We start from the raw sequence: 8,026 nt of genomic DNA, 5'->3' as shown, positions 1-8,026 counted from the left end.
TAAATATTTTCAAACTTTTTCATAAAATCACTTGAATTTTATATAGTTAGCTCCTTAAATAATAAAAACCTGATTACAGAATAAAAAGCATCCGTAAGCAGGTTTTGTGTAGTCATATACATACTATTACAATCCATCTATTACACTATTATGATAGCACTTCCATTTTTTTGTGTCAATTACAATACTGATTAATGCGTCCTGTTTTTTACTTTATAACCTAATATTCATAATATAGTTATAAGAATAAAACAGTATAATAAAAATTATGGTATTAAATAGTTCTATCGAACATATAAACAATAATATTCTTGATATTACTTTTTTGAAATACTTGAATACATAAAATAAATTATATATATCGATGACGGATTTATTCCTTCTTGTAATGCAATATAATTCACATATTCATGTTTTTTTCAAATTCTTCTTGATTATTTGATGAGCCTTGAAGCTCTTTTGTATCTAGTATGCTCTTAACCTGTGTATATAGCATTTTCATTTTACTTAAAGAAATCGAATTTATTTCATATATTATTTCCTCTTTAGTCATTTTTCTTTTAGAAAATTCATTAACAATGTCAACAAAATCATCAATTTCCTTTGGAAAGAAATAATTAAAATTTCTTTTTTCTTTTTTATAACCTAGACTTTCCCATAAACTTTCAACAGATTTTGATATAAAAATATCTTGTGGAAAATTCTTATCAATATATTCTTTTTCATGTTGAGAATAGTAATAATAAATTACACGTTTAATATTTTTATTATTTCTTATTAAATTAAATATATGATCATCATTATTAGGTGATAAACCAATTATATGTAATTCATCCTTGATATCTTTAAAATTTTCAAAATAATATTCTGATGCTGCTTTAAGTTCAGGATGTTTTATTTTAGTCATAATTATTTTGTAGCTGTTTTCATCACTTACTTTTAAACTATTTAACCAGTTTATATAATTATCATTTTGTAAGTACTCATCTTTATAATTCTTATCATATTCTACTATAAGCTGATGATTTTCTTCCGCTTTTTTTAATTTCAATTTACCACTGTAATTTAATAAAGCATTACAATAACAGTGTTCATATCCAGGTATTACTACAGTTTTTCCTTCTTTATTTCGTATATCCCCATTTACAGTATTTGGATTTTCACTATCAGCAAGAACACTAAAGTCCCCATGTAAATGAAAAACGTTTTTTCCCATTAAATGCTCTATATTATTATCATAATTCAAAGTAAATATTTCATCATAGTCAGCAAAGTAATCTTTTACTTTTTTTGACATACTTTTATATATTTCTTGTAATTTTCCTTCATTATAAATACTATCAAGTATCATGATTTTAAATCCTTGAATTGATAGTTCTTTGTTATCAGATAAACCATCATTTTATAAAAAGAAAGCTTCAACAAGTAAAAACCAATCCTCTGACATAATATTATATGAATATTTTATTTTATTTTTATATCTTTTCTTAAAGTCATTAAAAGCATCCTTTAATTCAATATCATCTGTTAATTTATCGTATTTTCCAGTTTTTATTCCATTAGCAATATTTACGAATCCATTAAAAATATTTATAATATATCTTCTCCAGTAATTGAATTATCAAATAATTTAGCATATCCTCCTATTTTAGCTTTTGACTTTATTCTTTCCAAAATAAAGTAGTTTGAATATGCAGTTCCACCAAATTGTATATTTATTCCATTTCCTATAAGTACATACTTCATAATAACCCTCCATCTATCTTCTTAGATAGTTAATGAAATTATATCATTATTATCAAATTAATTATAGAGCAAGGTATTCAAGAAAAATATTTATTAAATTTTTTCTTTTTTGTTCTTTATTGTAAATTTAAATTATTTATGAGTATATTATTAATTACAAATATAATTATAAAAAAGGAAAGGAATTTATTATTTATGGAATTATTAAGTACTGCAATTAGTTATTTAAATACTTATCTTTTGGAGAAATTTTCCCAAAAAAAATATTCTACTAAGTTATTGGTTATTTTTACAATTACATTTTTATCATTTATGTTATGGCAAATTTATAGTGGCTATTCTAAAGCACTAAAATTAACCAGCATAATAGTCTCTTTGCCTCTGATTTCTCTTATTTCAGAGTTGATCATTCCTACATTTTTATCATTGTTTTTTATTTCTATTATAAAAAATCAAGTAAAAGAAAAGATGACGCAAAATAAAAGACTTTATTATTTTAAGGTTTCATGTTGTCTTCAAGTTTATTTTTATGTTTTATATTTCATCCTAATAAAACTTATTACAAAAATAAAATATAACTTTTGTATGTTTATAAGTATGTTGATATTATTTTTTGTTCTATTGTTGTTTGCTTCTCTATATTTTAAAAATAACTGGATAGCCAAAAATATTGATAAAAAATATGGATTATGTCTTACTTTAGTTCTATATATTCTTTATGGAATTTGTATAATGCTTTTATTTAATGACAAATACTTTGCTATCATAACAAATGTTTATATCTTTGTATTATCTTTCTTTCCCTTTGGAAGCATAGGCTGTATTGATACTGTAAACATTATAAAACAGGCTGATAAAGAAAAACTAAAAGAGATATTTGTATCTCCTGATAGTCCATTTTTTTGTATGTTCACCATTATTGTCGTTACAACTTTTATCTCCTTTTTTTCTATTTTTAATTTTGGAGAACTTGGAGAAAACGCACTTTCTTTTGAAAATACTTATACAAAGATAGAATCGCCTATAAAATTTCAATCTCATAAAGATGCAGATGGTTATCTATTGTTTAAAACAATTAATCAAAAAAATATTGCACTTGCCTATAAAAAATGTGACAAAAAAGGTAACATTTCAAAGAATTCAAAAGGAAACTACATAAAAATACTCAAAGGCTATAAATATATCGATTTAGACAGTCTTGAAGTATCAGAACAAAATTATACTATTAAAGTCAACAAATAAAAGATTAAATGATTTTATATTTACATAATTAAATGTGAAATTACTAAGTGTCTTCACAATTTCATTCATACCAAATCATCATATCTTTATAAAAAAATTGTAATTAGCCACAATAGTGTGGCTAATTACAATCTATTTTTTATTTCATATGTTTTTTTGCAAAATTCCATGTATCTCTACACATTTCATCAATACCTCTAGTAGCAACCCAACCAAGTTCTTTTTTTGCTCTTGAAGGATCAGCATAACATGTAGCAATATCTCCTGGACGTCTATCTTTGATTTCATAATTGATTTTTACACCATTTACTCTTTCAAATGCCTTGACTATATCCAATACGCTGTATCCAACTCCAGTACCTAAATTACAAATATGAACTCCTGGTTCTGAATATTTTTCAATAGCAAGTACATGCCCCTTAGCTAAATCTACAACATGAATATAATCTCTTACGCCTGTTCCATCAGGTGTATCATAATCATCACCAAATACACCTAAGCATGGTAATTCTCCTGTTGCAACTTTCATAATATATGGCATTAAATTATTAGGAATTCCTTTTGGATCTTCTCCAAGTAATCCAGATTCATGTGCTCCAATTGGATTAAAATATCTAAGTAATGTTACTGACATGCTAGTACAAGCATGTTGTACATCTGTTAAAATTCTTTCCATCATTGCCTTTGTTGCTCCATAAGGATTAGTTGTTTCACCTAACTTACAATCTTCTGTAAGTGGGACAACTTCAGGATCACCATATACTGTTGCACTTGATGAGAATACAATATTATTGACACCGTATTTTTTCATCATTTTAGCAACAATTAAAGTTGTTGTTAAATTATTTGTATAATACTCAATTGGTTTTTTTACTGATTCCCCTACTGCTTTAAAAGCTGCACAGTGAATAACAGAATCAATCTTATTTTCTTTAAATACTTGTTCAGTTTTACTTTCATCTAAAATATTGAATTCATAAAATTTTACTTCTTTTCCAGTAATATCTTTAATATAGCCTAATACTTCTGGTTTGGAATTTGAAAAATCATCGATCACTATAACTTCATGACCAGCTTGAATTAATTCAACACAAATATGACTTCCAATATAACCTGTACCACCTGTTACTAATACTTTCATTATTCTCCTACCTCTACTTTCATTGCTCCATATTTTCTAATTTTTAACACATGACATGAATGTTTTCCAAACGCTTCTTCAATTTTCTTTTTATATTCTTGAACATAATTATTTTCAACAAATGCTTGAATTGTACCAGCAAATCCACCCCCATGAACTCTTGATACTCCATGACCTTCTAAAAATAATTCACTTAATCCTAACGCAATTGTGACAGCTTGATTATTAATATCATTATTAGAATAAATGTTTTGTAAATATTTGAAAGAGCTGTCTCCAGAAGATTTAATACATGCTTTGAATGTTTCAAAATCATTATCTTTTAATGCTTTTGTAATTTTTTCAACTCTTTTATCTTCTTCAAAATAATGTAAGGCTCTTGCTACTGCTCTATCACCAATGCTATGTCTGATATTAGAAATTTCTTTAATGAATCCTTCTTCTGAAACCTCTCTTAAGAATTTTTTACCAAAATAAGCTGCAACTTCTTTCATTTCAGATGGAATAGCTGCATAATCAGGTGTTAAATCAGCATGTGATGCATGAACATCTACAATACATAAGCTATATCCATACTGAGAAAAATCATTATCAATTTTTTCTACAACTGGATTAGAATTATCTTTAAAATCAATATGGATTAAACCCCCAACTGCACAAGCACATTGATCCATTAAACCGCATGGCTTACCAAAATATACATTTTCAGCATATTGACCGATTTTAGCAATTTCAACTGAATCGACTTTCATATCATTATATAATCCAGAAAGAATAACACCAATCATTCCTTCATATGCTGCTGACGATGATAAACCAGAACCTGCTAAAACATTACTTGTACTGAATCCTTTAAATCCGCCAATTTTATACCCTAATTCTTTAAATCTATATAAGATACCTCTGATCAATCCTTCAGATGTGTCTTTTTCTTCTTCCTTCATATCTAAATCATTGATATACACTGGATTAGAAGTGTATTTATCTTTTAATAATACTTTTTCTTCATCCTTTGATACTACTGTAATAATGTCTAAATTGATTGCTGTTGCTAAAACTTGACCATGTTGATGATCTGTATGATTTCCACATACTTCACTTCTTCCAGGTACGCTGAAGATTTCTACTTCTTCATCTTTATATAGATTAATGTATTGTTCAATTGCATCTACATATCTTTTCTTTTGAAATTCAATCATTGACTCATCTTGATAGATATCTAAAAATAAACTATCTGCTTTATTATTTTGGATATCATTAATAATTTGGCTTGCTCTTTTCATTATTCTTCTCCTTCAATTGCTTCTTCAATAAATTCTATAAAATATTTTTTACCTTTTTCATCCAATTTGAAAACACCTGCATCTTCTAACACTCTTACAAACACCTTTGTTAATTCATATTGTAATTGATCTTTGACATTGTCTTTTGTCCATTCTTGATTTTTGATTTCTTCAAACCAATCTTTATGCTTTTCTAATGATTCATAATCATTGATATCAGTTTCATTAATTAAGCATTTTTCTAATAATGTAAGTTCATCTTTTAATCTTGCTGGTAAAACAGCCAATCCCATAACTTCGATTAAACCAATATTTTCCTTTTTAATATGATGTAATTCTTGATGTGGATGGAAAATACCTAATGGATATTCTTCAGTAGTTCTATTATTTCTGAATACTAAATTCATTTCATAATTATCACCTTTTTTTCTGGCAATTGGTGTAATTGTATTATGTCTTGTTCCTTCTGTATGACTAATAATATCAATATCTTCATTAGAGTAATTAATCCATTTATTTAAAATATGTTCAGATAAATGAATGATATGTTCCTTATTCTTTGAGATTAGTCTTACAGTTGAAAGTGGCCATTGCAAGAAATCGATTTGAATATCTCCATGTGTAATAGTTTTAAAAACTTTGGCACCATCCATTGGAAACTCATAATTTCCACCTTGATAGTGATCATGTGACAGAATCGAACCACCTACAATTGGTAAATCAGCATTTGAACCTAATAAATAGTGTGGAAATTGTTCAACAAATGATAACAGATGTTCAAAAGTTTCCTTATTTACAACCATTGGTTTATGTTCTTTATTAAAAATAATGCAATGTTCATTGTAATAAACATATGGCGAATATTGAAAATAATAGTTATCTCCATTTAATTTTAGTGGAATAATTCTATGATTTTGTCTAGCAGGATGATTTACATTACCAGCAAATCCTACATTTTCTTTACATAGTAAACATTTTGGATAATTGCTAGATTTTTGATTTTTTGCTAAAGCAATTGCTTTTGGGTCTTTTTCTGGCTTCGATAGATTGATGGTGATTTCTATATCACCATACTTATAGAATTTTTTAAATCTGATATTTTTATCGGTTCTGTTTTTTCTTATGTAATTTGAAGCTACCGATAAATCATAAAAGTAATCTGTAGCATTTTTGCTAGATACTTCTTTTAGATTATTGAATTGATTAATAACTTCACTTGGACGTGGCATTATACAGTTCATTAATTTTGTATCAAATAAATCTTTAAATACTACTGAATCTTCTACAAGTCCTTTTTTAACAGCATAAGATAAAATATTTTCAATTATATCGTTTGCTGTTTCTAATTTTTCACTAATATCTTCTTTTTCAAAAGTATCAAGTTTAAGTAAATCTACTAATAAATTTGCTGAATAATCTATGTCATCTTCATAAATCATTCCATTTTGTAATCCATAGTTTAACAATCTGTTGATTTCGTGGTTCATTTTCTTCTCCTCTTTTCACGAATATAATAAACCTTTTTAGTAAACTTTACAATATAATTTAGTAAATTATTTAAAATAGTTTTACTTGAATTTAGTAAACATTTACTAATTAGAAATAAAAAAAGATACTAGAATAATTTTCTAGTACCTATTACTTACATGAGTTTCTAATTTTCAACTGACATGGTAACTGAATTCTTCGAGGATAATGTATATCATCTCCTGTAATCATATGATGAAGAACAGATGCACCTATTTCTCCCATTTCAAAAGACGGTGCATAAACGGTTGATAATGTAGGTCTTGTAAAATTACATGCTTCAACATCATTAAATCCAATAATTGATACATCTTCCGGCACTTTAATTCCTGCATCGAGAAGTGCTTGCATTGCTCCCATTGCAATCGGATCATTAATACAAAAGATTGTAGATGGAACTCTTCCCTCTGAAATAATATGGTTGATAATAGAATATCCAGCATCTCCTGTCATATCATGCTCAGTTGGGAAAATTTCATAATCTATGTCAAAAGATTCGCAATATTTAATAAAACTTTTTTTCTGGTTGTAGCTTGTAAAGATATTTCATTGTATTCATTTCTTCCTATAAAGCCAATTTTATTATGACCTTTTGAATGAAAATATTGAACAACCTTGTACATTGCATCATCAAAGTCTAACGACACACAAGTCTGCGTTATTGGTGACAAATCCATATCCAGCAAAATAATATTGTTAGATATTTCATTGAAGTAATCTAGATGCTCTCTTTCAAATTTACCTATACAGATAATACCATCAACATTTTCTAATGATTCTTTTATACCCAGATCATCATATCTAACCTTTGTAGAAATATTTTTTTTCTTTTTCAAATACTTTTCAACTCCCTGTAAAACAGATAAGTAATAAGTGTCTCTAATTTCCTGTTCAAAAGTATAGCACTGTATAACACGCTGAATGCCTATTCAGTTCTGGTATCACTACGGGCAGGCTGTTTCGTTTTCAAGGTTCGTGTAAGAAGTAAAAAAAGATTCTTACACTAAACGAAATGCTCAGAGGGCTTTTTATAGCCCCCTTACTGCATCTTTTTTGATTTCGTGTCATCTTTTTAAAGTTCCTTACA

At 26.9% G+C, this 8,026-nt stretch carries 8 protein-coding genes; 1 reads left to right on the top strand and 7 read right to left on the bottom strand.

Annotated features, from left to right (window positions below; genetic code table 11):
• Positions 1 to 400 precede the first annotated feature (400 nt).
• Together LJD32_RS14100 and LJD32_RS14095 are read right to left on the bottom strand one after the other, a co-directional pair.
• Positions 401 to 1,351 carry a hypothetical protein gene (locus tag LJD32_RS14100; RefSeq protein WP_227392703.1) on the bottom strand — a complete coding sequence of 317 codons (951 nt, stop codon included), beginning with the start codon at positions 1,349 to 1,351 and terminating at the stop codon, positions 401 to 403.
• A gap of 239 nt (positions 1,352 to 1,590) precedes the next feature.
• Complete coding sequence (locus LJD32_RS14095; RefSeq protein WP_175301565.1) at positions 1,591 to 1,746, bottom strand: hypothetical protein; 156 nt, start codon at positions 1,744 to 1,746, stop codon at positions 1,591 to 1,593.
• Between the two features lie 195 nt (positions 1,747 to 1,941).
• Here LJD32_RS14095 and LJD32_RS14090 point away from each other — a divergent pair, with 195 nt between their 5' ends.
• On the top strand, positions 1,942 to 2,988 hold the full coding sequence (locus tag LJD32_RS14090; protein WP_147579940.1) for a hypothetical protein: 1,047 nt from the start codon (positions 1,942 to 1,944) through the stop codon (positions 2,986 to 2,988).
• Positions 2,989 to 3,127: 139 nt separating this feature from the next.
• Here LJD32_RS14090 and galE read toward each other — a convergent pair whose 3' ends face one another.
• The 5 genes from galE to LJD32_RS14065 form a co-directional block, all read right to left on the bottom strand.
• Positions 3,128 to 4,129 (bottom strand): UDP-glucose 4-epimerase GalE, encoded by a 1,002-nt coding sequence (gene galE, locus LJD32_RS14085; RefSeq protein WP_147579941.1) that lies wholly within the window; start codon positions 4,127 to 4,129, stop codon positions 3,128 to 3,130.
• Positions 4,129 to 5,412, bottom strand: a complete 1,284-nt coding sequence (locus LJD32_RS14080; RefSeq protein ID WP_147579942.1) for a galactokinase — start codon at positions 5,410 to 5,412, stop codon at positions 4,129 to 4,131. The genes galE and LJD32_RS14080 overlap by 1 nt, the downstream gene beginning before the upstream one ends.
• A complete protein-coding gene (locus LJD32_RS14075; RefSeq protein ID WP_227392702.1) occupies positions 5,412 to 6,899 on the bottom strand; it encodes a UDP-glucose--hexose-1-phosphate uridylyltransferase in 1,488 nt (495 codons plus the stop codon). The genes LJD32_RS14080 and LJD32_RS14075 overlap by 1 nt, the downstream gene beginning before the upstream one ends.
• A gap of 151 nt (positions 6,900 to 7,050) precedes the next feature.
• Entirely contained in the window at positions 7,051 to 7,413 is a 363-nt protein-coding gene (locus LJD32_RS14070; RefSeq protein WP_267309817.1) for a substrate-binding domain-containing protein, read from the bottom strand.
• An 8-nt stretch (positions 7,414 to 7,421) separates the two neighbouring features.
• On the bottom strand, positions 7,422 to 7,775 hold the full coding sequence (locus LJD32_RS14065) for a hypothetical protein (RefSeq protein WP_147579945.1): 354 nt from the start codon (positions 7,773 to 7,775) through the stop codon (positions 7,422 to 7,424).
• Between the last annotated feature and the right edge of the window lie 251 nt (positions 7,776 to 8,026).

It is taken from the genome of Faecalibacillus sp. TM498 (assembly GCF_020589955.1).
Classification (GTDB): domain Bacteria; phylum Bacillota_I; class Bacilli_A; order Erysipelotrichales; family Coprobacillaceae; genus Faecalibacillus; species Faecalibacillus intestinalis.
This window is presented reverse-complemented; position numbering and strand designations above follow the sequence as displayed.